Source organism: Streptococcus devriesei DSM 19639 (assembly GCF_000423725.1).
GTDB lineage: Bacteria > Bacillota > Bacilli > Lactobacillales > Streptococcaceae > Streptococcus > Streptococcus devriesei.
Genome location: NZ_KE384084.1, coordinates 726,112 through 745,680, shown reverse-complemented (window position 1 = coordinate 745,680; position 19,569 = coordinate 726,112). Strand labels below are relative to the sequence as shown.

The following is a 19,569-nucleotide window of genomic DNA, read 5'->3' as shown; positions in this document are numbered from 1 at the left end:
GTGTTATGAAACATCCGGAATTTTCACAGATACAGAGTTATGAGGAATTTAGCCGCTATTATTGGTATCGAAAGGAGCTGTCACAGATTTTCCGGCAGCTCGGTTTGGCTCATACAGGAACCAAGCAGGAATTAAATGGTGTTATTGCTGCTTACTTTAGGGGAACTAAGGTTAAGCCTTCTCGCCATAAACTCCCCCCAAAGCAATCATCGGTTGCTTTAGACAGCCCTTTGCTGAGCTGCGGTTTCTCATTTAATCAGGCCTTTCGGGATTATTTTGCTCGGCAAACCGGCATCCATCCCTTTAAATTCACGGCTGATATGGCGGCATGGCGCAAGGTCAAGGCTGACAACGATACGAATTTTACTATTCAAGATATGCTGGATATTTACTATGGGAAAAAGAATCCGGATTATGCTCCTTATGATAATCGTGCCTGTCAATGGAATCAGTTTTACAAAGATTTCTGTGCTGATCCGCAAAATAGATCACGCAAAAATAAGATACAAAAGGCAGCCATTTTATGGCAGGAAATTAAAAAGACTGACAGAGCAAAAGTCTATTCATCTGATTTGCTGCTGACCTATCAACAGCTGCTGTAAGGCAGAGCGCTGAGTTTTATGACTGCCAGTTTTGGCTGATAAAATAGGATATAATTTTAATTGTGGTCAATGAGAACTAAAAATAAGCGGATCAAACAGTTGCTAGAGCTGTCTGTTCCACTTATTTTTTAGTCGTGAATTGCTGATTATCTTAACTGTGCACGTCAGCCTTTGTCATCAGGTAAAGGAAGTAAGGAGCGCCTAGGATAGAAACGATAAGGCCTGTCGGAATGCCTGTACCAATCAGAAAAACACGTCCAATGGTATCCGCCAGAAGCAAAATAATCATTCCGACCAGCATGGCACCTGGCAGGCTGATAAAGTGATTATTCCCCAGAATTCTTCTGGTAATATGGCCTGCGACTAAGCCGATAAAGGTGATGTTGCCGACTAATATGACACTGAGGGCTGCCAGACTTGTAGCCAGAATCAGCGTTATCAGACGTTCTCTTTGCAGCTTTAAGCCCAGTGCCAGAGCTGTGTGATCGTTTAAACTCATAATATTGAGGGTCTGGCTGCGGCTGTAGCTGCCTGTCCAAAGAAGCAGTAAGAAAGGAGAGAGGATTGCTAAGGTTGTCCAGTTGTCACCGCTGAAGCGGCCGCTCAGCCAGCTGATAATATAATCTACCTTGTAGCGATCAATACTGCCGACAATAGAAACCATGGTTCCTGACAGCATTGTAGAGACACCAACTCCCGTGATGATAAGACGGGCAGGGCTGATATTATTATTTTTCTTGCGGGCCATTAAATAAACCGCTAAAATGGTCAGACAGCCCCCCAGCATGGCAAAAAAGGGCAGAAAGGTAATAACCCAGCGTTCTTCCAGACTGGCATAAGAAATAGTCAGGGCGATAACCATGCCCGCTCCGGTATTGATTCCTAAAATGCCTGAATCGGCTAAGGGATTATGCGTCAGCGTTTGTAAAAGCATACCGCTTAAAGCCAAAGAAGCACCTGCCAACAGAGCAACAAGGATCCTAGGCAGCCGCACTTTAACAATAATCATCGTCAAAGCACTGTTGGCCCGGCCTGTAAAGACATTCAGAACGTCAAAAATAGAAAAGCTGCTCTCTCCGATGGCCAGTGACAATACTGTTACTAGCAGAAGCAAAAGAATCAGCAGTATAAAAATCTGCTTTGTCTGCAACTGTTTTTTCATAAATGCTGCCCCCTTCTAATCAGCCATAAAAAGCAAGGAAGGCCGATGATACTGATAACAGCACTTAAGGGTGCTTCATAGCCGGGATTAATAGTTCGGCAGACAAAATCAACCCAGAGCATGAAAACTGCTCCTAAAAAGGCAGTTAAAGGAAGAAGATAGCGGTAATTTCTGCCGATAAACATTCGGATAAAGTGCGGGATAATCAGACCAACAAAAGCGATAGAGCCGACCAAGGCAACAGCAGAGGCAGACAGCACCAAAACGATTCCCAAGAGGAACAGCGTCATCAAAAAGGTTCTTTGTCCCAGTGATTTGGCTACCGTTTCATTAAGACTTAAAACCGTCAGCTGATGGGAAAAAACCTGTGCTAGAATCAAGCCGATAATGATAAAGGGAGCAATGATGCTGATCATAGACCAATTAGTAGCGACCAAGCCCCCGGCCTGCCAGCCGACAATGGCTGTCGATAAATTGAAATAAATAGTGACGGCTTGGCCAAAGGCATTGAAAAGCGTTGAGATCATAGCTCCTGCCAAGATCAAGCGCAGCTGATTGTAGCCTTTTCTGGGGGTATAGGACAGGGAAAAAACAAGAACAGCCGCAAGCCCTGCTCCCAGCAGACAGATAAGCAGGATAAGACTGTAATGCAGGTGCCTGAAAAAGGCATAGCCGATAACCAAGGCCAGCCCTGCTCCGGCATTAATACCGAGCAATCCGGGATCTGCAATTGGGTTTCTGGTCACTCCCTGCATGATACTGCCGGCTATTGCCATAGCAGCGCCGACAAGGAGAGCGCCGACTATCCGCGGAACTCTGACATCAATAAGGACATCCTGAACAGCAGATGAGGTAAAGGGGTGCCTCAGCACTTTTATTAAGGCTTGATTGGAATAGCTGACAGCGCCGAATTTCAGGCTGCAATACAAGCCGCCGAAAAAAAACAGTAAAATAATGAAAAAAACAAGCCAAAAGTTTTTTGGCTTATTTTCTTGAGTAACTGATGTCATAAGCATTTTCAACCTCATTGGGCGGCCTTCAAAATACCTTTTTGAAGAGTCTTCAGTTCATACTCAAGTGTCAGTGGATCGTTAAAGTAAAAGGCATTGGCGTTCACCTTGATAACATGACCTTTTTTGACCGCGGGAATGTTTTTCCAAAGATCACTTTCATAGAGCGACGCGCCGGTCTTTTTATCTTCTGCAGCGACAATGACATAATCATCAATATAGTCACCGATGACTTCCTGAGAAGCAGACAAGTAGCCTTCCGGGAAGACTTCTTTAACGACCTTGTCAGGTGCCTTAAAACCGAGGGCTTGGTAGATCACTTCGCCGCCGCGGCCCCAATTGTTGCCGAAGAGATAGATTTCTTTTTCAAAGAGTCCCATGACCGTAAATTTAGCGTCGCTGCCAACAGCCTTGGTCAATTTTTTCTTGGCTTTGGCGGTTCTTACTTTCCAGGCAGTGCGCCATTGTTTGGTTTCTTTTTCTTTATTGAAAATTCTGCCAAAGTCAGAGAAAACATCAAGGTAATTGCGCTTGCCGTATTCGATGGAAATAACAGGAGCAATTTCCTTTAATTGATCAATTTTTTCTTCGGTTGAGCCGACCACGATTAAATCAGGCTTGAGGGCAGTAATGGCTTCCAGATCTGAAGAGGTCACTTGTTTAGCTTTTTTGACCTTGTTTTTAAGAACAGGATTTTTCTTATCATAGGAAGAAACCCCTACAAGGTTTTGGTCGAGTTTCAAAAGGTAGCCGGTATAAGTAGAGGTGATGCTGACCACGCGCTTGGGTGATTGAGGCACATCGCCGTAATAAGTAACACCGGAAATTTTGGGCATGCTGGAAACAGCAGCTTTTTTATCGGATGATTTTGAAGTATTGCCGCAGGCAGTAAGGATAAGTGCTGCAGCAAATGTCATCAAAAGGGCGAAAACTTTTTTAAAGTTCATATATTATCTCCTAAAAAATCTATATTAGCTGATAAGTCAGCAGAACAGGACGTTTGTGGATAGGGTCTTCAATAATCTGAGCATCTATTTGAAAAATATCCCTTAAAATAGGAGCGGTCATTATTTCTTTGACATCTCCTTGGTATTTGATACTGCCATTTTTCATGGCAATAAGATAATCAGAAAACCGGGCGGATAAGTTTAAGTCGTGCAAAACCATGACGATTGTTTTCTGCGTTTGACAGTTGAGTCTTTGCAGGAGTTCCAAAACTTCCAGCTGATGGTTCATATCAAGGTAAGTCGTCGGCTCGTCAAGAAAAATCGTATCGGTATCTTGGGCGAGTGCCATGGCAATCCAGACACGCTGCCTTTGACCGCCGGAAAGACTGTCAACATCAAGTTTAGCGAATTCCACAACTTTAGTGACTTCCATAGCCCAGTGGATTTTATCCCTATCGTGCTTAGTAAGATTTCCCAGATATTTTTGATGGGGAAATCTTCCGTATGAGATTAATTCATAGACTGAAATCCCTTCGGTTGCTTCTAAAACCTGAGGAAGCAGGGCCAGTTTTTTGGCTACTTCTTTGGTCGGGAGTTGTGCGATGGCTTGACCGTCAAGAAGAATCTGTCCCTTGTTGATGGCCTGAATGCGGGTCAGAGCCTTTAATAAGGTTGATTTGCCGCAGCCGTTGGCACCGATGATGGTTGTGATTTTTTGATGAGGAATCTGCAGTGATAAATCATCAATCACAGTCGTTTGGTCATAAGCAACCTGAATGGATTCAGCACGAATATCAGACATGTCTAACCTCCTTTCTTCAAAATTATGATTATTATAGCATAGAAAAAAGGCTTAAAAAAGCCTTTTTAGACAGGTAATCAGAATTTTTTAACGAAGCGGCTGCTTGTTTAGAATCGTTCAAATTACTGCTTAAAATGATTCTCGTTAAGCTTTGTCAGGAGATCTTTGAACATCAAAGATAGGTCTTAGCAATTTCAATGTCACCGGCATAGTCAGAGCGCTGACCGTTGACAATTTGAAAGGCATCTGCTCCCTTGCCTGCTATGATCACAGCATCTCTTTCAGACTCTGTCAAGGTCATAGCCTGTTGAATGGCTTCTTCTCGGTCAGCAATGATCTCTACAGGACGCTTGATATAGCCGGCGATTTCCTGGCAGATAGCAAAAGGATCTTCCCTGTTTGGATCATCAGCTGTCAGAATAACGGTCAAATCAGGATGCTGATTGATGATGCGGCCGAAATCTTTGCGGCGGCTTTCGCCCTTGTTTCCGGGAGCTCCGAGAATCAGAATGAGTTTGCCCTTTTGATGCTCTTCTACAACTGACAGCAGCTTTTCGAGGCTGTCACCGTTGTGTGCATAATCAACAAAAACTTTGGCACCGTTGCCCTGTGTTAATACTTCCATGCGGCCGGGAACTCTTGTTTGGGCGATGCCCTTTTGAATATCGAGCGGGCTGGCTCCCAGCTGCAGGCAGGCAAGGCCTGCGGCTAAGGCATTCTCTTGATTAAAAGAACCGATTAGCTGGATATCATAATGCCCTTTTAGTTTTCCTGTCAGATCAAAGGAAAAGGCCTGAGCGTTTTCAATCTGATTACTTGATTGGCGCCCGTAAAAATCATGGGGTTTGTGAGCGAACTGGGCCTTGATCAGTTCAAAATGATCCATCTGACTGTTGACAACGACATAACGGCTGTTTTCAAGCAGGAGCCGCTTATGGTAAAAATAATCTTCAAAGGTCGGGTGTTCAATCGGTCCGATATGATCGGGACTGATATTGAGAAAAACACCGACATCAAAGGTTAAACCGTAAACTCTGCGGGTCAGATAGGCCTGGCTGGAAACTTCCATAATCAGATGGGTCATCTCGTTATCAACAGCCTGAGCCATCATCTTGAAAAGATCCAAACTTTCCGGCGTGGTTAATTTAGATTTAAAAAAAGTGCGGCCATCGAGAGTCGTATTCATGGTTGAAAGCATGGCCGGACGGTGGCTTTGCTTTAGTATGTTATAGGCAAAATAAGCCGCAGTCGTCTTGCCCTTGGTTCCGGTAAAAGCAAGAAGTTTTAACTTTTCCTGAGGATTGCCGTAAAAAGCCATTGCAATGAGGCTCATAGCGGTTTTTACATCATTTACAATAATTGCCGGAATACCGACTTGGTAATCCCTTTGAGCAACATAAAAAGGCAGTCCTTCTTGCACAGCAGCCGTGAGAAATTCTCTTTTAAAATTAAGCCCCTTGGCAAAAAAGAGGGTGCTGTCACTTACATCTCTGCTGTCATAAGAGATATGGCTGAAAGTGAAATCAGGATAATCATTTTGGTAATGATCTGCATCAATAATTTCACGAAAGTTACCGTCATCTTTGAGGATACTGAGTGTCTTCTTTAATGTAATCATACCTTTTATTGTAGACTTAAAGTTAGTGTTTTACAAGTACCAAGCAAAAGTTTATAATAAATTTATTAAAACTAGAAAGAAAATCTATGTCTGAAATAAAAACAAAAATGACTCAGCAGGAGCAGATGGTTCGCGGAACTGCCTGGCTGACTGCCGGCAACTTCATCAGCCGCCTTCTGGGAGCTGTCTACATTATTCCCTGGTATGCCTGGATGGGAAGATATGCGGCTGAAGCCAATGCCCTGTTTGGAATGGGCTATGAGATTTACGCCCTGTTTTTGCTGATTTCAACGGTTGGTATTCCGGTTGCTGTTGCCAAGCAGGTTTCCAAGTACAACACGCTGGGAGATCCGCAAAAGAGTACCTATCTTGTCCGTAAAATTCTGCATTTTATGCTGCTTTTAGGCTTGATTTTTGCACTTATTATGTATCTGGGATCGCCTTTTTTTGCGTCTCTCAGCCGCGGAGGAAAGGATCTGGTGCCGGTTCTTAGAAGCCTGACACTGGCTGTCCTTGTGTTTCCATCTATGAGTGTTCTAAGAGGGTTTTTTCAGGGATTTAACAACCTAAAACCCTATGCCATGAGCCAGATTGCTGAGCAGGTTATCCGTGTCATCTGGATGCTGCTGACGGCCTTTTTTATCATGAAAATGGGATCAGGCAACTATGTTGAAGCTGTCACGCAGTCCACCTTTGCTGCCTTTGTCGGGATGTTTGCCAGTATTGCTGTGCTCATTTATTTCCTGTGGAAAAATGATTTACTGACAGTTCTCTTTGGCAAAAAGCCTGACAGCATCGTGATTGATACCAAAGATCTTCTTATTGAAACGATCAAGGAAGCTGTTCCTTTCATTATCACGGGATCGGCCATTCAGGTTTTCAAGCTGATTGACCAATTTACCTTTGGCAATACCATGGCCCTCTTTACCGCCTATTCCAATAGAGAATTAAAAGTGATGTTTGCTTATTTCTCAACCAATCCGGGCAAGGTAACCATGATTTTGATTGCGGTTGCGACCGCTATTGCCGGTGTCGGTATCCCTCTGCTGACGGAAAACTTTGTCAAAAAGGACAGAAGAGCTTCCGCCCGTCTGGTGGTTAATAATCTGCAAATGCTGATGGCCTTTATTGTTCCGGCTATTGCTGGCTCTGTTATTTTGGCCAGGCCTCTCTATACCGTCTTTTACGGTATTCCGCAGGGGCAGTCTTTGGGCTTGTTTACGGCCTCTCTTTTACAGACGGTCATTTTAGCTATTTATACTGTTTTGGCGCCTATGCTGCAGGCTCTGTTTGAAAATCGCAAAGCAATCAGATATTTTGCTTATGGGGTCATCATCAAATTGCTTTTGCAAGTTCCTCTGATTTATCTGTTTCATGCTTACGGCCCGATTATTTCAACAAGTCTTGCCTTGCTGGTGCCTATTGTGCTCATGTATCTGCGCATTCACAAGATTACAGGCTTTAGCCGCAGGGCTGTCAGAAGGACAAGCCTGTTGGTGCTTATTTTAACCGCTCTAATGAGCCTTGCTGTTGGTATAGCTGTCTGGCTGCTCAGCCTCTTCTTGGCTGACAGCGGCAGAGTATCAAGCCTCATTTACGTGATTTTAATAGGCTGCGTGGGTGTGGGCGTCTATGGTATTTTAGGCCTTATGAGCCATTTGCTGGATAAGATGCTGGGAGAAAAAGCTCAGCTTCTTCGCCAAAAACTACATCTGGAATAATCTTTCCTCCCTATCTCTCAGCAGCACAGGCTGCTGGGAGATTTTTGCTTATCATGGAGAATTAAAGACCGCTATAGTTATTTTTTATAGCTGACTATTAAGAAATAGAATAGCGGCAAAAGCCGCTGCAGCAAGGAATAAGTGGTAAAATAAACTCATTAGGTTTGAAAGGCAAAAACTATGACGGACAATGATAAAGATTATAAATTAGAAACCATTTTAGCCCATGCAGGCATTAATACAGATAAAACAACAGGCGCTTTGATTGCGCCCATTCATTTTTCAACGACCTACCAGCATCCGGAATTTGGTCAGTCTACCGGTTTTGATTACACGCGGACTAAAAATCCTACCCGCGCTGTCTTAGAAGAAACGCTGGCTAAGATTGAAAAAGCAGACCATGCGATTGTAACAGCATCCGGTATGGCAGCTCTGGTGCTGCTTTTTAATGGCTTTCCTGCCGGCAGCAAAATTGTTGCTGCGCGTGATTTGTATGGCGGCTCTTTTCGCTGGTTTAACGAGCAGGAAGCAAGGGGCAGATTTTCCTTTACCTATGCCAATACGGAAGATGAGCTGATTGCAGCTGTTTCAGATGACACAGATTATGTTTATATTGAAACACCGACCAATCCGCTGATGATTGAATTTGATATCAAGAAGATTGCCCAGACTGCACATGCTCACGGTGCCAAAGTGATTGTTGATAATACCTTTTACAGTCCGATTTATCAAAATCCCATCCCTTTAGGGGCGGATGTTGTCCTGCATTCGGCTACCAAATACCTGTCGGGCCACAACGATGTCTTAGCCGGTGTTTTGATGACCAGCAATCAGGACATTTATGATAAACTGTTTTATGATCAAAACACAACGGGACCAACACTGTCGCCTTTTGATGCCTATTTGCTCATGCGCGGTCTCAAAACATTAAAACTGCGCATGGAAAAGTCAACACAAAATGCCAAGGCGATTGCAGCCTATTTGGAACAATCACCCGCAGTCAAAGATGTTTTCTACACCGGCAAGGGAGGCATGGTCTCTTTCAAAGTAGCTGACGAAGACAGGATACCGGAGATTATTAACGGCTTAGAGGTCTTTACTTTTGCGGAAAGCTTGGGCGGTATCGAAAGCCTGATTACCTATCCGGCAACGCAGACACACTTGGATATACCTGCTCAGGTCCGCCATTCTTACGGTCTGACGGATGACTTACTGCGGCTGTCAATCGGAATTGAGGACGCAGAAGACTTGATCAATGATTTAAAAACAGTTTTAGAAACATAGGAGATAAAAATGAGTCAATTTGATTTTACAACATTGCCTGATCGCATCAAAACGCACTCGGTAAAATGGCAGGAAGTCCAAAAGGACAAGGAGCTGCTGCCTTTATGGGTAGCAGATATGGATTTTTTAGCTTTTCCGGAAATGCAGGCTGCTATTCAGCGCTATGCCGATTTTGGCGTTTACGGCTATCCTTATGTTTGGGATGGTGTAGTTGAAGCGATTCAGGATTGGGAAAAAACAGAACATGGTTATCAGGTGGATAAGGAAGCTATTGTCCTTATTGAAGGCGTCGTCCCTGCTATATCAGTAGCCATTCAGACTTTCACCCAAGAGCAGGATGCAGTGCTCATTAATACGCCGGTTTATCCTCCCTTTGCCCGCTCTGTCAAGCTCAACAACCGCCGCTTGATTGAAAATTCTTTGGTGGAAAGAAACGGCCATTTTGAAATTGACTTTACCCAATTAGAAAAAGACATCGTAGAAAATCAAGTCAAACTTTATCTCTTTTGCAGTCCCCACAATCCAGGGGGACGGGTCTGGACACCTGAAGAATTGCGAAAAGTAGCTGAGCTCTGCCAAAAGTATGGTGTTATTCTTGTTTCTGATGAGATCCATCAGGATTTAGCCCTGTTTGGTCATAAACACTACAGTATCAATACCGTCGGCGACTTTGGTCAGTTCAGTCTGGTTCTTTCCAGTGCGACTAAAACCTTTAACGTAGCCGGAACGAAAAATAGTTTTGTCATTATTGAAAATCCGGCATTGCGAGCTCAGTTCAAAAAACGGCAATTAGCCAATAATCAGCATGAAGTGCCGACTATCGGCCTTATAACAACAGAAACCGCCTTTCGTTACGGCAAACCTTGGCTGACGGAATTAAAGGAGCTTCTGGAAAAACACAGCGATTTTCTCGCAGACTATTTGGAGCAGCATACTAAGATTAAGGTCATGAAGCCGGAAGGAACCTATCTCGTATGGCTGGATTTCTCAGCCTATAACTTATCAGACGAGGAACTTCACCAAAAAATCAAAGAAGAAGCCAAGCTTATTCTCAATGTCGGATCGACCTTTGGCAAGGAAGGAGCAGGCCATGCCCGCCTCAACCTCGCTGCTCCCACAGCTGTCCTGCAGGAAGCCTGTGAGCGCTTAGCTAAAGTTTTTCCAAAATAAACAGCAGTTGAGCTGATAAAAAGCACTGAACCCTCCTTTTCAGCAGTGTCAAGGAGAGCCAGTGCTTTTTTGGGTTGGTTTTTAGAATGAGAATGTAGGTTAACTTTTATTAAAAAACAATAATAATGATTCGAAAAATTACGGTTTGTTTCGCAGTGTTGTTATTTGTGTTAAATGTTACAAAATATCTTGTGAAAGAAAAATATAAACGTTAAAATATTCACGTAATTTCAAAAAGGAGATTTTTATGCATACATCAAGTTTGAATTCAATGGCTTTTGATAACTTTGAAGCAATAGGTCTGGATTATCTGTCTATTGTTGATGGTGGAAGCTTTAGTTAGAGAGGTTTCAGCGACGCAATTGGTGTGGGTGGACTTGGAGGAGCAGCTGCTGGAGCAGCTCATGGAATATATACTGGTGCAATTGGCGGTACCTCGGTCTGTCCTGGTGTAGGGACTGTAACAGGGGCAGTGGCATGTGGTGTAGGAGAAGGATTTATAGGAGCTGTAACTGGCGCAATTGGTGGTGGGGTGACCTACTTAGCCCATGAATATTTATGATAGGATATCAATATGGAGTACTTTATCGTTGGAGCAATTACAGCACTGCTTGTATTAACGCTCTTAAATCTAAAGAATCGAAAAAAATAATAAATTAGCTTGGTGGTGCACTGACCAAAGCAGGTGTATATTGAATTCATTTAAAAGTATCAGCACAAATTTTAGAAAAGGTGATCTTAGTTTATGAGCATAATTCGGTTCATTTTAGTCTTGCTTGCTCTTTGTGTCCTGGCACTTGTTTCTTACCGCAGTAAAAACATAGTGATCAGGTTGTAGACAAACTCCCAAAACTAAATTCTCTCTAAAATTTCATCATAGAATTGTATCACTTTTCGCTTTTGTAAGATGATATAGAAATGATCAAAGCCTAATCCGATACTTTCCGATGTAGCAAAAGAGGCAGAAACATTGAGTTTCTGCCTCTCGGAGATTTTGAGACCTAGGCTCAAAATCTTAATTGAACACGGGCTGCGGATTGTGGCAAAAAGATGAGTCCGCCTAGAATCTTAATGATTCCGCGTCGAACTCCCTATTTTGCCTTTATCCGCAGACGCCCTTTGTATCTTGAACTTAGATATGGAATTCCGAAGGAAGTCGCTATGACGATTGCCGTTAGAAATCGATACTATTTCTAACGGCAATCTAATGCAAAACCTAGTCAAGAGCTATAGCCTTGGCGTTTGGTTTTGCCGTCCGTGCTACCTAAGGAAAGTATCATAACAAAATATTACTTTTTGAGAAAATAGACTTTTTCTTCAGTCTGAGTGATTTCATTTATCTGTGTCATCATTTTGCTTGGTCTGTTTGGTTATTATCTCTTGCATTAGTAAAAGCAGAGGTATTTTCAAACATTAACCCTGTATCCATGGAGGCAATCCTAAAAAAGCCCGCTGACTTTTCACAAAAGTTAGTGGGTTTTATGCTATAATAAAAAGAAATAAATAGAAGGCGGTTTTTCCTATGGGTAAATTTCAAGTTATTTCGCATCCACTGATTCAGCATAAACTCTCTATTTTACGGCGGGAAGATACATCAACCAAGCATTTTCGCGAACTGGTAAATGAGATTGCTATGCTTATGGGTTACGAAGTTTCCCGCGAATTGCCACTGGAAGAAGTGGAAATAGAAACACCGATTACAAAGACGGTTCAAAAACAGCTGACAGGTAAAAAACTGGCCATTGTTCCCATTTTGCGTGCCGGTATCGGCATGGTTGACGGTCTTTTAAGTTTGGTTCCGGCCGCTAAAGTCGGTCATATCGGTATGTACCGTGATGAAGAAACCTTGGAGCCGGTAGAGTATCTGGTAAAACTTCCTGAGGACATTGATCAGCGGCAGATTTTTGTGGTGGATCCGATGCTTGCAACCGGAGGCTCCGCCGTTTTGGCTATTGATTCTCTGAAAAAACGCGGAGCAGCAAACATTAAGTTTGTCTGCCTTGTTTCAGCTCCCGAAGGCGTCAAAAAACTGCAGGAAGCCCATCCGGACATTGACATCTATACGGCTGCTCTGGATGAACATCTCAATGCAAAAGGTTATATTGTTCCGGGTCTCGGCGATGCGGGCGACCGTCTCTTTGGAACCAAATAAGCAGTAATCTTCTGATAAAAATAGGAAAAAGCAGACTGGTTGCTAATCTTTTCGGCCAGTCTTGCCTTTATTTTGTACTGAAACTGCTGAACGGAGAAAAGTTCCAAAAATGTGAAGTAAATATTTGACCTTTTTTGACCAATGAGATATAATAACTCCAAGATTGAATTAAAGGAGAAAAACAATTATGATTCCTGTAGTTATTGAACAAACAAGCCGTGGAGAACGTTCTTATGACATTTATTCACGCCTTTTAAAAGATCGTATTATTATGCTGACTGGTCCGGTTGAAGACAATATGGCTAATTCCATTATTGCTCAGATGCTTTTTCTGGATGCTCAGGACAATACAAAAGATATCTATCTTTATATCAATACACCGGGCGGTTCGGTTTCAGCCGGTTTGGCAATCGTTGATACCATGAATTTCATTAAATCAGACGTTCAGACCATTGTTATGGGAATAGCAGCGTCAATGGGAACAATCATTGCATCCAGCGGTACTAAGGGCAAACGTTTCATGCTGCCAAATGCTGAGTACCTTATTCATCAGCCAATGGGCGGTACCGGCGGCGGTACGCAGCAGACAGATATGGCTATTGCAGCTGAACAGCTTTTGAAAACGCGTAAGAAACTGGAAAAAATTCTGTCAGATAACTCCGGCAAGACCATTAAGCAGATTCATAAAGACGCCGAACGCGATTACTGGATGGATGCCAAAGAAACCCTTAAATATGGCTTCATTGATGAAATCATGGAAAATAATGAACTGAAGTAATGCTGATTGCAGCAGGACTTCTCCTAGAAAATAAAACGGGTGAGAGCGAACATAGCGGCTCTTATCCGTTTTTTTCGGTGAAAAGGCCTGACGGGTTCAAGAGAAAAGACGAAGCGGCTATTTTTTGATATAATGGCATTATGTTAAAAATTGATGATCAGCTGTTGGCGATAGATGATGCTCTTGATGATGTGATTTCAGCTTTTTTAGAGTTAGAAACCGTTAAGACTTACAAAGCAGCTGCAAAAGCAGTCTCTGCAGATGAAGACCTGCAAAAAGAAATCAAGATTTTTCAGCAGTTAAAAGAAGATTATGACAGGCAGCAGTCTTTTAGCAAATACCGCCCGGAAGTCGGTCAGTTAAGAAAAGGCATCCTAAGGCAAAAGCGCCAGCTGGATTTAAATGAAAAAATGATTGCTATGAGAAGGGCTGAGGTGGATCTGCAGGCCGTTTTGGCTGAAATGTCGCAAAAGATAGCGGCAGCTATTTCACCGGATATTTTTGTAGATACAGGACTGCCCTTGGCACCTCGTAAGCCTCCGCATGAAATGGGGCGCGGGAAAAATATTAAAGAAGGATAAGAAAAATGTTTGAAAAAACCAAGCGACTAGGTATTATTGTTTATCTTTATTACAATCGTGATGCCCGAAAACTGAACAAATACGGGAGAGTTCTCTACCATTCACACCGGATGCGCTATTTAGTGATTTACGTGGATCAAACAGAGGCTGAGACAGTCGTTGAAGAACTTCAGAATCTTAAATTTGTCAAAAAAGCAGTTCCATCCTACTTAGATGATATTGATCAGGATTTTGTCGGCAGTTTGCAGCGCTAGATGCCGGTCTGCAAAAAATAAGAAAATATGCTTGACAATTTTCAGATAATTCAGTATTCTTATTGATGACTATAATTTAAGATATTTTTAAGGAGAAAACAATGAAGAAAAAAATGGCTCTTGCAGCTCTTTCTTTTGTCAGTGCAGCTGTTCTTGCAGCTTGTGGTTCTGCACCGGGCAGCTCATCAGATGCTGCCGGCAATAAAATCGGAGATACCGTAAAAATTGGTTACAACCTTGAGCTTTCAGGGGATGTAGCAGCTTACGGACAGGCTGAAAAACAAGGTGCTGATCTTGCTGTTGAGGAAATCAACAAAGCAGGCGGCGTTGATGGTAAAAAGATTAAAGTTGTTTCTAAGGATAATAAATCTGATAATGGTGAAGCCGCAACAATTTCAACCAATCTTGCGACTCAAAGCAAGGTCAATGCTATTTTAGGTCCGGCAACATCCGGTGCGACAGCTGCAGCCAGCCCAAATGCCAATGATGCAGCAGTACCGCTTGTAACACCATCAGGAACACAAGACAACTTGACTTACTCTAAAGGCAAAGTTCAGGATTTTGTTTTCCGTACAACTTTCCAAGACAGCTTCCAAGGGAAAATCATCTCTAAATATGCTACAGATACTTTGAAAGCTAAAAAAGTTGCCCTTTACTACGATAAATCAAGCGACTATGCTCAAGGTATTGCCGATTCATTCAAAAAGGCTTACAAAGGAAAGATTACTGTTGAAGATACTTTCCAAGCGAAAGACCAAGATTTCCAAGCAGCCCTTACAAAATTTAAGAGCAAAGATTTTGATGCGATTGTTATCCCCGGATACTACACTGAAACTGGTTTGATTACCAAGCAGGCACGCGATATGGGACTTAATCAGCCAATCGTAGGACCTGACGGATTCAATGACGCTAAGTACATTGAAGGTGCCGGTGCAGCTAATACTAATAATGTTTATTATGTATCTGGTTACTCAACAAAAGTTGATTTGACAAGCAAGGCTGAAAAATTCTTGAAAGCTTACAAAGCAAAATACGGTGAAGAACCAAATATGTTTGCCGCTCTTGCTTACGATTCAGTTTACATGATTGCTGATTCTGCCAAAGATGCTAAGACATCAAAAGATATTGCAACAAAACTTGCTAAACTGAAAAACTTTGAAGGTGTAACAGGTAAAATGACTATTGATAAGAAACACAATCCTGTTAAATCTGCTGTTATGGTCGGCCTTAAAGATGGTAAGGAAGCTACAGCGACAGCTGTTGAAGCCAAATAAGGCTGGCTTAAGCCTAAACAATGAAAATCTGGGGAGCCATCTTCCCAGATATTATTTATTTATAGAAAGTTTGGTAAAATTATATGCTCCAACAACTTATAAATGGTCTTATCCTTGGGAGTGTTTATGCGCTGTTAGCCCTTGGTTATACCATGGTTTATGGAATTATCAAGTTGATTAACTTTGCTCACGGAGATATTTACATGATGGGAGCCTTTATCGGTTATTTCCTTATCACACAATATCATCTTAATTACTTTGTGGCTCTCGTATTGACTATGGTTTTGACAGCTGTTTTAGGGGTTGTTATCGAGTTTCTTGCTTACAGACCTTTGAGAAATTCAACACGGATTGCGGCCTTGATTACAGCTATAGGTGTCTCTTTCTTTCTTGAATACAGTATGGTTCGTCTGGTCGGTGCCAACAAGCACGCCTTTCCTCAGACCCTTGCCACGGTGAAGTATAATTTTGGACCAATCAGTGTTACCAATGTGCAGCTGATTATTCTGGGAGTCTCTCTTTTTCTGATGCTGGCTCTGCAGTTTGTTGTCCAAAAGACTAAGATGGGAAAAGCTATGCGGGCAGTGTCTGTCGACAGTGACGCTGCTCAGCTGATGGGAATTAATGTTAACAGCACAATCAGCTTTACATTTGCTCTGGGCTCTGCTCTTGCAGGTGCCGGCGGTGTTTTGATCGGTCTTTATTATAATTCTGTTGATCCTTTGATGGGTATGGTTCCTGGTATTAAGGCTTTCGTTGCTGCTGTTCTGGGGGGTATCGGTATTATTCCGGGTGCTGCTGTCGGTGGTTTCTTGATCGGCCTTTTGGAAACTTTCTCTGTTTCCATCGGACTTGCAAGTTACAGAGATGCCGTAGTTTATGCTGTCCTTATCATCATTCTTTTGGTAAGACCGGCTGGTATTTTAGGAAAAAATGTGAAAGAGAAGGTGTAAGCAATGAAAAAAAATCTAAAAGCAAATTTAAGCTGGCTTGCGCTGGTTCTTGTCATCTTTCTCCTTTTATTTGGCCTAATCAGTGCCGGTATTGTTGATGTTTACTATACCCAAATTCTGATGGGAATTGGCATCAGCATCATTATGGCCTTGGGAACCAACTTGGTTCTGGGATTTTCCGGTCAGCTTTCTCTGGGACAGGCTGGATTTATGGCTATCGGAGCCTATGCCACAGCTATCTTGACAACGCAAATGCCAACCTATGCCGGTTTTTATCTATCCATTTTTGTGGGGATGGTGGTGACGGCTGTTGTTGCCTTAGTTGTCGGTATTCCCACGCTGCGCTTGACAGGGGACTATTTAGCAATCGCAACCCTTGGTGTGGCTGAGATTATCCGCAAGCTGATTGAAAACGGCGGCAGTCTGACTAATGGCTCCAGAGGTATTATGGGAATCCTGAAATATACCACTTGGCCGGTTGTCTTTATCTTTGTTGTTTTGATTACGATTCTGGTGCTTAATTATCTGAGAAGTCCGATCGGGCGTGAAGTTCTGGCAGTTCGTGAAGACGAAATTGCTGCAGAGTCTATGGGTGTCAATACGACTAAAATTAAAGTTTTGACCTTTATGTTTGCTGCTGTTATTTCAAGTATCGCCGGCTCACTTTATGTCGGTTATATCGGAACGGTTGCGCCAAAAGACTTTACAATCATGAAGTCCATTGATTTTCTGATTGTCGCCGTTCTTGGCGGCTTGGGCTCTGTCACAGGTACTATTGTTGCTGCCATTGTGCTCGGCGTGTTAAACATGTTCCTGCAAAACGTATCAGATATCCGCATGATTATCTATTCCTTGGCGCTTATTCTGGTAATGGTCTTTAGACCGGGCGGCCTGTTAGGCACATGGGAATTCAGTTTTTCAAAACTTTTTGCTAAAAAAGCTAAGGAGGGCAGCAAATAATGGCACTTCTTGATGTAAAAAATTTAACCAAGAATTTCGGCGGTTTAACTGCTGTCGGCGATGTTACGATGGAGCTCAACGAAGGTGAACTCGTCGGCTTGATCGGTCCTAACGGAGCGGGAAAAACAACCCTCTTTAATCTTTTAACCGGTGTTTACGAACCCAGTGAAGGCAGTGTGACCCTTGACGGAACACTGTTAAACGGCAAGGCACCCTATAAGATTGCTTCCTTAGGATTATCACGAACTTTCCAAAATATTCGTCTCTTTAAGGACATGACAGTGCTTGAAAATGTGCTGGTAGGTATGGGAAACAATCATAATCCCTATTTACTGTCCAGCTTTCTGCGCCTGCCGAAGTTTTATTCCAATGAAGAAAAATTACAGGAAAGAGCAATTGAATTGCTGAAGATTTTCGATCTGGATAAAGATGCTCATACATTGGCGAAAAATCTGCCTTACGGCCAGCAGCGCCGCTTAGAGATTGTGCGTGCCCTTGCAACCAGACCTAAAATTCTCTTTCTTGATGAACCTGCTGCCGGCATGAATCCTCAGGAAACCGCTGAATTAACCGAGCTGATCCGTCAGATTAAAGAGGACTTTAAAATCACGATCATGCTGATTGAACATGATATGAGCTTGGTTATGGACGTTACCGAACGTATCTATGTTTTAGAATACGGGCGTTTGATTGCGCACGGAACACCGCAGGAAATTAAAAATAATAAGCGTGTTATTGAAGCTTATCTGGGAGGTGAAGCCTAATGACCATGTTAAAAGTTGAAAATCTATCTGTTCATTACGGCGTCATCCAAGCAGTAAAAGACGTTAGTTTTGAGGTCAACGAAGGTGAAGTTGTTTCTCTGATCGGCGCTAACGGTGCGGGAAAAACGTCCATTCTGCGGACGATTTCCGGCCTTGTCCGCCCAAGTTCAGGGAAAATTGAGTTTCTGGGAAATGAAATTCAAAAGACAGCTACCCGCAAGATTGTTGCCTCCGGCCTTTCTCAGGTTCCGGAAGGGCGCCATGTTTTTCCGGGGCTGACAGTTTTGGAAAATCTAGAAATGGGAGCCTTTCTCAGCAGCAACCGTGATGACAACCAAGCACGTCTCAAGAGGGTTTTTGAGCGCTTCCCGCGTTTGGAAGAACGTAAAAATCAGGATGCTGCGACCTTATCCGGAGGTGAGCAGCAGATGCTGGCGATGGGGCGCGCTCTGATGAGTCAGCCTAAACTGCTTCTGCTTGATGAGCCTTCCATGGGCTTGGCGCCAATTTTTATTCAGGAAATTTTTGATATTATTCAAGATATTCAAAAGCAAGGAACAACGGTTCTGCTGATTGAACAAAATGCCAATAAGGCCTTGTCAATTGCAGATCGCGGTTATGTTCTTGAAACAGGAAAGATTGTTCTTTCAGGAACCGGAGAGGAATTGCTGGCTTCTGATGAAGTTCGTAAGGCCTATCTGGGCGGCTAAAGAAGTACAGGGGCTGAGTCAACTGCGTTTTCAGCCCCTGTTTCTATTTATTGTCCTGCAAGCGCGGTGTATGATAATTATGGTATAATAAAAACAAAAGAGAGTGAGGTTTTACTATGCCCGTAAAAGATTTCATGACCAAGAGAGTCGTTTATGTCTCTCCTGATACAACAGTAGCTAAGGCAACAGATATTATGCGTGATAAAAATCTGCGCCGTCTGCCGGTCATTGAAAATGATGTTTTGGTAGGCCTTTTGACCGAAGGAACGATTGCTGAAACCAGCCCGTCAAAGGCGACCAGCCTGTCTATCTATGAAATGAACTACCTCCTCAACAAGACCAAGGTTCGTGATGTCATGATCAAAGATGTCATCACCGTTTCAAAAGACGCCCGGCTGGAAGATGCCATCTATCTCATGATGGTGCATAAAATTGGCGTTTTACCGGTTGTTGACGGCAGTCAGATGTCAGGTATTATTACAGATAAGGATATTTTTCGTGCTTTTCTGGAAGTTTCAGGTTACGGCAAAGAGGGTGTCCGGTTAAGACTTTTAGCTGAGGATAAAGCCGGTGTTTTAGAGCAGGTTGTCAAGGTTATCTCTGATGAACATCTCAATATTCGCCGCATCGTTGTCGCTGACCGTCAGGTTGGCAAAGTCACTGTTGAAATTCAAATCGACGGTAAATTTGACACAGATGCTCTTAGCCAAAAGCTGCATGGACAAGGCTTTGAAATCGAGTCCATTGAGCAAACGGAAGGAAAAACAGACTTTTAAGGAGACACTGCCGGCAATCTGGCAGTGTTCTTTTTATGAGATTTTTGGTAA

19 protein-coding genes are annotated in these 19,569 nt (G+C 42.9%); 14 read left to right on the top strand and 5 right to left on the bottom strand.

Going from position 1 to position 19,569, the window contains the following annotated elements:
- Positions 1–5: 5 nt before the first annotated feature.
- Positions 6–602 (top strand): SAP domain-containing protein, encoded by a 597-nt coding sequence (locus tag G573_RS0109820; RefSeq protein ID WP_027976567.1) that lies wholly within the window; start codon positions 6–8, stop codon positions 600–602.
- A 151-nt stretch (positions 603–753) separates the two neighbouring features.
- Here G573_RS0109820 and G573_RS0109815 read toward each other — a convergent pair whose 3' ends face one another.
- The 5 genes from G573_RS0109815 to G573_RS0109795 form a co-directional block, all read right to left on the bottom strand.
- Positions 754–1,764, bottom strand: a complete 1,011-nt coding sequence (locus tag G573_RS0109815; protein WP_027976566.1) for a FecCD family ABC transporter permease — start codon at positions 1,762–1,764, stop codon at positions 754–756.
- Positions 1,761–2,780, bottom strand: a complete 1,020-nt coding sequence (locus tag G573_RS0109810) for a FecCD family ABC transporter permease (protein WP_027976565.1) — start codon at positions 2,778–2,780, stop codon at positions 1,761–1,763. The genes G573_RS0109815 and G573_RS0109810 overlap by 4 nt, the downstream gene beginning before the upstream one ends.
- Before the next feature lie 8 nt (positions 2,781–2,788).
- Positions 2,789–3,721: an ABC transporter substrate-binding protein gene (locus tag G573_RS0109805; RefSeq protein WP_037586892.1), complete on the bottom strand. Its 933-nt coding sequence runs from the start codon at positions 3,719–3,721 to the stop codon at positions 2,789–2,791.
- 19 nt (positions 3,722–3,740) lie between these two features.
- A complete protein-coding gene (locus G573_RS0109800; RefSeq protein WP_027976563.1) occupies positions 3,741–4,523 on the bottom strand; it encodes an ABC transporter ATP-binding protein in 783 nt (260 codons plus the stop codon).
- 172 nt (positions 4,524–4,695) lie between these two features.
- A complete protein-coding gene (locus G573_RS0109795; RefSeq protein WP_027976562.1) occupies positions 4,696–6,141 on the bottom strand; it encodes a UDP-N-acetylmuramoyl-L-alanyl-D-glutamate--L-lysine ligase in 1,446 nt (481 codons plus the stop codon).
- A gap of 86 nt (positions 6,142–6,227) precedes the next feature.
- Between G573_RS0109795 and G573_RS0109790 the strand changes: the two genes are divergently transcribed.
- The 13 genes from G573_RS0109790 to G573_RS0109715 all read left to right on the top strand — a co-directional run bounded on the left by G573_RS0109790 (position 6,228) and on the right by G573_RS0109715 (position 19,518).
- A complete protein-coding gene (locus G573_RS0109790) occupies positions 6,228–7,862 on the top strand; it encodes a putative polysaccharide biosynthesis protein (protein ID WP_027976561.1) in 1,635 nt (544 codons plus the stop codon).
- A 180-nt stretch (positions 7,863–8,042) separates the two neighbouring features.
- Positions 8,043–9,146 carry a cystathionine gamma-synthase gene (locus G573_RS0109785; RefSeq protein WP_027976560.1) on the top strand — a complete coding sequence of 368 codons (1,104 nt, stop codon included), beginning with the start codon at positions 8,043–8,045 and terminating at the stop codon, positions 9,144–9,146.
- Between the two features lie 9 nt (positions 9,147–9,155).
- A complete protein-coding gene (locus tag G573_RS0109780) occupies positions 9,156–10,316 on the top strand; it encodes a MalY/PatB family protein (protein WP_027976559.1) in 1,161 nt (386 codons plus the stop codon).
- A 1,522-nt stretch (positions 10,317–11,838) separates the two neighbouring features.
- On the top strand, positions 11,839–12,468 hold the full coding sequence (upp, locus tag G573_RS0109765) for a uracil phosphoribosyltransferase (RefSeq protein WP_027976558.1): 630 nt from the start codon (positions 11,839–11,841) through the stop codon (positions 12,466–12,468).
- Between the two features lie 187 nt (positions 12,469–12,655).
- Positions 12,656–13,246: an ATP-dependent Clp protease proteolytic subunit ClpP gene (clpP, locus tag G573_RS0109760; RefSeq protein ID WP_027976557.1), complete on the top strand. Its 591-nt coding sequence runs from the start codon at positions 12,656–12,658 to the stop codon at positions 13,244–13,246.
- A 140-nt stretch (positions 13,247–13,386) separates the two neighbouring features.
- Complete coding sequence (locus G573_RS0109750) at positions 13,387–13,827, top strand: YlbF/YmcA family competence regulator (protein WP_027976556.1); 441 nt, start codon at positions 13,387–13,389, stop codon at positions 13,825–13,827.
- A 5-nt stretch (positions 13,828–13,832) separates the two neighbouring features.
- Complete coding sequence (locus tag G573_RS0109745) at positions 13,833–14,081, top strand: YlbG family protein (RefSeq protein ID WP_027976555.1); 249 nt, start codon at positions 13,833–13,835, stop codon at positions 14,079–14,081.
- A gap of 101 nt (positions 14,082–14,182) precedes the next feature.
- Positions 14,183–15,355: an ABC transporter substrate-binding protein gene (locus G573_RS0109740; RefSeq protein ID WP_027976554.1), complete on the top strand. Its 1,173-nt coding sequence runs from the start codon at positions 14,183–14,185 to the stop codon at positions 15,353–15,355.
- A gap of 83 nt (positions 15,356–15,438) precedes the next feature.
- Positions 15,439–16,308, top strand: a complete 870-nt coding sequence (locus G573_RS0109735) for a branched-chain amino acid ABC transporter permease (RefSeq protein ID WP_027976553.1) — start codon at positions 15,439–15,441, stop codon at positions 16,306–16,308.
- Between the two features lie 3 nt (positions 16,309–16,311).
- Positions 16,312–17,268 carry a branched-chain amino acid ABC transporter permease gene (locus tag G573_RS0109730; RefSeq protein ID WP_027976552.1) on the top strand — a complete coding sequence of 319 codons (957 nt, stop codon included), beginning with the start codon at positions 16,312–16,314 and terminating at the stop codon, positions 17,266–17,268.
- A complete protein-coding gene (locus tag G573_RS0109725) occupies positions 17,268–18,032 on the top strand; it encodes an ABC transporter ATP-binding protein (protein ID WP_027976551.1) in 765 nt (254 codons plus the stop codon). The genes G573_RS0109730 and G573_RS0109725 overlap by 1 nt, the downstream gene beginning before the upstream one ends.
- Entirely contained in the window at positions 18,032–18,742 is a 711-nt protein-coding gene (locus G573_RS0109720) for an ABC transporter ATP-binding protein (RefSeq protein WP_027976550.1), read from the top strand. Before G573_RS0109725 ends, G573_RS0109720 begins: the two co-directional genes overlap by 1 nt.
- Before the next feature lie 116 nt (positions 18,743–18,858).
- Positions 18,859–19,518: a CBS domain-containing protein gene (locus G573_RS0109715; protein ID WP_027976549.1), complete on the top strand. Its 660-nt coding sequence runs from the start codon at positions 18,859–18,861 to the stop codon at positions 19,516–19,518.
- Positions 19,519–19,569: the final 51 nt, after the last annotated feature.

Excerpts from the sequence above, each read along its gene's own strand:
- G573_RS0109820 (WP_027976567.1), top strand. The coding sequence starts at position 6 with ATGAAACATCCGGAATTTTCACAGATACAGAGTTATGAGGAATTTAGC.
- G573_RS0109815 (WP_027976566.1), bottom strand. The coding sequence starts at position 1,764 with ATGAAAAAACAGTTGCAGACAAAGCAGATTTTTATACTGCTGATTCTT.
- G573_RS0109810 (WP_027976565.1), bottom strand. The coding sequence starts at position 2,780 with ATGCTTATGACATCAGTTACTCAAGAAAATAAGCCAAAAAACTTTTGG.
- G573_RS0109805 (WP_037586892.1), bottom strand. The coding sequence starts at position 3,721 with ATGAACTTTAAAAAAGTTTTCGCCCTTTTGATGACATTTGCTGCAGCA.
- G573_RS0109800 (WP_027976563.1), bottom strand. The coding sequence starts at position 4,523 with ATGTCTGATATTCGTGCTGAATCCATTCAGGTTGCTTATGACCAAACG.
- G573_RS0109795 (WP_027976562.1), bottom strand. The coding sequence starts at position 6,141 with ATGATTACATTAAAGAAGACACTCAGTATCCTCAAAGATGACGGTAAC.
- G573_RS0109790 (WP_027976561.1), top strand. The coding sequence starts at position 6,228 with ATGTCTGAAATAAAAACAAAAATGACTCAGCAGGAGCAGATGGTTCGC.
- G573_RS0109785 (WP_027976560.1), top strand. The coding sequence starts at position 8,043 with ATGACGGACAATGATAAAGATTATAAATTAGAAACCATTTTAGCCCAT.
- G573_RS0109780 (WP_027976559.1), top strand. The coding sequence starts at position 9,156 with ATGAGTCAATTTGATTTTACAACATTGCCTGATCGCATCAAAACGCAC.
- upp (WP_027976558.1), top strand. The coding sequence starts at position 11,839 with ATGGGTAAATTTCAAGTTATTTCGCATCCACTGATTCAGCATAAACTC.
- clpP (WP_027976557.1), top strand. The coding sequence starts at position 12,656 with ATGATTCCTGTAGTTATTGAACAAACAAGCCGTGGAGAACGTTCTTAT.
- G573_RS0109750 (WP_027976556.1), top strand. The coding sequence starts at position 13,387 with ATGTTAAAAATTGATGATCAGCTGTTGGCGATAGATGATGCTCTTGAT.
- G573_RS0109745 (WP_027976555.1), top strand. The coding sequence starts at position 13,833 with ATGTTTGAAAAAACCAAGCGACTAGGTATTATTGTTTATCTTTATTAC.
- G573_RS0109740 (WP_027976554.1), top strand. The coding sequence starts at position 14,183 with ATGAAGAAAAAAATGGCTCTTGCAGCTCTTTCTTTTGTCAGTGCAGCT.
- G573_RS0109735 (WP_027976553.1), top strand. The coding sequence starts at position 15,439 with ATGCTCCAACAACTTATAAATGGTCTTATCCTTGGGAGTGTTTATGCG.
- G573_RS0109730 (WP_027976552.1), top strand. The coding sequence starts at position 16,312 with ATGAAAAAAAATCTAAAAGCAAATTTAAGCTGGCTTGCGCTGGTTCTT.
- G573_RS0109725 (WP_027976551.1), top strand. The coding sequence starts at position 17,268 with ATGGCACTTCTTGATGTAAAAAATTTAACCAAGAATTTCGGCGGTTTA.
- G573_RS0109720 (WP_027976550.1), top strand. The coding sequence starts at position 18,032 with ATGACCATGTTAAAAGTTGAAAATCTATCTGTTCATTACGGCGTCATC.
- G573_RS0109715 (WP_027976549.1), top strand. The coding sequence starts at position 18,859 with ATGCCCGTAAAAGATTTCATGACCAAGAGAGTCGTTTATGTCTCTCCT.